This is a genomic window from Niabella terrae (assembly GCF_054783135.1).
In genome coordinates, this window is record NZ_BAAGRD010000025.1 from 1 (window position 1) to 2,962 (window position 2,962).

The window sequence follows — 2,962 nt, forward strand, 5'->3', positions numbered from 1 at the left end:
CCGCTTTTGCGGCAGGCGTCAATATGCGCACCCATAGCCGCTGCTTTGAGGTTGTTTTTACTTTTCATCGGGCAAAAGTCAAACCCTGTATCCTAAATTCCTATATGCCCTTGGCCAACTGGATACGTTTTCTTCATAATAATTAAAGAGTGGAAAATAGCAAAAGCGTCTTTTGATTTGGTAAATGCTACAACTTAGTATGTGCTTTCGACAAACAACTTCCAATTGTGCAACAACTTGTTGCATAATTGTATTTAATAGATTTTTAGCCTTTTTTTGAGAACCATCTATTTGGACAACAACCTGTTGACCAATTAATTCAACAGCCTGTTGGACTATTTATCAGTTTCTAAGGTTGATTAAATTAACAACAACCTTTACCATCATTTCCATTTCTTCCGGCTTACTTTCAGCAATCATCAGCGTAAGCGCTACCAAGGCATTATTAGCAATCCGGCGGGAGCCGTCTTCCTTATACAGCAATTGGTTTTTTTCCAGGAACCATACAAATAAAAACGCGGCAATTCTTTTGTTACCATCACTAAAGGAATGGTTTTTTATTACAAAGTACAACAGATGAGCGGCCTTCTCCTCCACACTCCGGTACAGGTCTTCTCCTCCAAATGTCTGATAAATGGCAGCCAGTGATCCCTGGAAGGATTCGTCCTTTTCGTTGCCAAATAAAGAGCTGCCGCCAAATTTATCCCGTAGGCCATTAATAGCAGTCATAGCTTCTTCATAATTAATCCGGAAAAACTCGTCTTTGGTTGTTTCCCTAATTTCCAAAACCTGGTGATCGTACTGATCCAACACATCCAGCGCGTAGGTATAATCGGTAATTACTTTAAGCAGGCCGCTGGCCTGGTCTGAATTAAGCGATTGATTTTCGAGCACATTGCCCAGGAGTTTAACGGTTTGCTTTAACTGCTCCAGCTGCTGGCTTTGTTCTTTAAGCCGCTTTTCGTTAACGGCATAGCCTTTAATAAGGTATTCTTTCAGTATGGTATTAGCCCAGATACGGAATTGGGTACCTTTGGGGGATTTTACCCTGTAACCGACTGAAATAATAACATCCAGACTGAAAAAAGCAACAGGTCTATCCGAATTTGTAATGTGCAAATTTTGCACATTGCTTTCCCGGCTTAATTCCTTTTCCTTAAAAATATTATTTATATGTTTGGTAACAACAGATCGCTCACGATCAAATAATTGAGCAATTTGTTCCTGGCGAAGCCAAATTGTTTCTTTTTCTAATCTGACATCAATGGAGGTTTGTCCATCCTGGGCCTGGTAAATGACTATTTCTCCTGTTTCCATAGTTGAATTTAAAGTATTTGAGTAAAAGAATATGTTTTAAGCCGGAGCATTATCCAAAATCGACCAATGCTTTCATCATTTCCTTTTTGGCCTCCAGATCAAAGCCGCCAAGATAAAATTGCGTTGTTTTTATATCGCTATGTCCCAGGCTTTCTGAAATAAACTCTACGCTTGCCCCGCTTCTTAAAAGCATGGTTGAGAAGGAATGGCGCGCTACATAAGTAGTCAGGGATAACCCCAACCCCAACTCTGTTCCGATTCTTTTCATCCATTTGTTGGTAACCTTGATGAACTGTAGCACTTTATCCATCCTGGTTTGGGCATCATCCGTCGCATCAACAATATTAAACACCAACTCTTGCGGCTTTCCGGGCTTATTACCCCACTGACCGATAATATTATTAATGATCTCATTTCTGATAACGGTGATTCTTTTAGGCCGCTGCCGGTTCAACCTTTTTGTCTTTTCTCGGTACACCACAATAATGTCGTCCTGCAAGTTTTCCCACCTAAGATTGGCAATATCCCACATATTTAGTCCATTTGCGAGGTATGACAGTTTCCAGAAAGCAAGTGACCGGTTAACAAAATAGTCGTCGGGCGCGGCTTTATATTCGAATATTTTCTTTAACTGCTCTTTACTTAATGACCGTTTAGTTCCCAGCGTAGTAGGGATCTGGTATTTATTACGTCCAAATGGATAAAACTTTGGATTGAAGTAGCCATCGGCAATGGCTTTATTAATAACAGCCCTTACGTTCCGCAGGTAAATGCCTACCGTTGTAAGGCTATTATTCCGGGCAAGCATATCATTTTCAAAATCCTGAAGATATTTTATGGTAACATTTTCCAGTCGCATGTTGGGTCGGAATATCTCTAACGCATTGATGGTTGTTTGATAGTTGGTGGCTGACCCAACCCGGTCTTCCTTTTTGAGTTGGGCAATGAGTTCATCAAAAGCGTTTTTCAACGTCTGGTACTTTATGGGCATTTCAAAAAACTCTTCTTGGAATTCCCTGAAAGAGAACGGCACAATTTTTTTAACCAGCTCCATTGCTTTGGTTTCTATGGTTACAATTTCATTGCGAGTGATTTTATATTTTCCCCGGGGATTGGGATCATTTATTAATTCCCATTCTTTCTTACTAGCATTATAGCCGGTTCCATAGTACCTTCGTTCTCCCTTAAAGATAATTTTGAGTTTTAAAGGGTAGCGATCATCCTGCATGGTGCGCCTGTAATCGGGGATGATCTGAGTAAAAATATTTTGTTTATTCATAGCTAAAATTTGAGACATCATTTGAGACATGTATTGCCAAAAACAAGTGTTTTCAACTTTATGCTAAAATAAAGATTAATCCTTTGAAACGCAGTACAGCAAAGGGTTTCAGGCACTAACTGAATGTGAATAACACTAACTGAAAAGATAATTTTAGCGGCTGTTAATCAGAGGGTCGCTGGCTCAAGTCCAGCAGGGGGAGCTAGATAATCAAAGAGTTGTGAAATCGTTCATAGCTCTTTTTTATTGTGTGCCGTGCATGTCGGGTTACTAGGAGGTGAAAGTCCTCTGTGGGGGTTTGTAATCGCCAACCACTAGCTAAGAGCAAGGGTGTCCATCGTGAGGTGGAATCTGAAGGAAGCTTAC

At 40.4% G+C, this 2,962-nt stretch carries 2 protein-coding genes; both read right to left on the minus strand.

What is annotated here, in order from left to right:
• Positions 1-342: 342 nt before the first annotated feature.
• The gene (gene rhuM, locus ACYVI9_RS15065) at positions 343-1,317 is read right to left on the minus strand and encodes a RhuM family protein (protein ID WP_460765971.1); all 975 of its coding nucleotides are present in this window, start codon (positions 1,315-1,317) and stop codon (positions 343-345) included.
• Positions 1,318-1,366: 49 nt separating this feature from the next.
• The gene (locus ACYVI9_RS15070) at positions 1,367-2,596 is read right to left on the minus strand and encodes a tyrosine-type recombinase/integrase (RefSeq protein ID WP_460765973.1); all 1,230 of its coding nucleotides are present in this window, start codon (positions 2,594-2,596) and stop codon (positions 1,367-1,369) included.
• Positions 2,597-2,962 lie beyond the last annotated feature (366 nt).

What these genes read in the sequence shown, in the direction of transcription:
- rhuM (WP_460765971.1), bottom strand. Translation starts at nt 1,317, where the DNA reads ATGGAAACAGGAGAAATAGTCATTTACCAGGCCCAGGATGGACAAACC.
- ACYVI9_RS15070 (WP_460765973.1), bottom strand. Translation starts at nt 2,596, where the DNA reads ATGAATAAACAAAATATTTTTACTCAGATCATCCCCGATTACAGGCGC.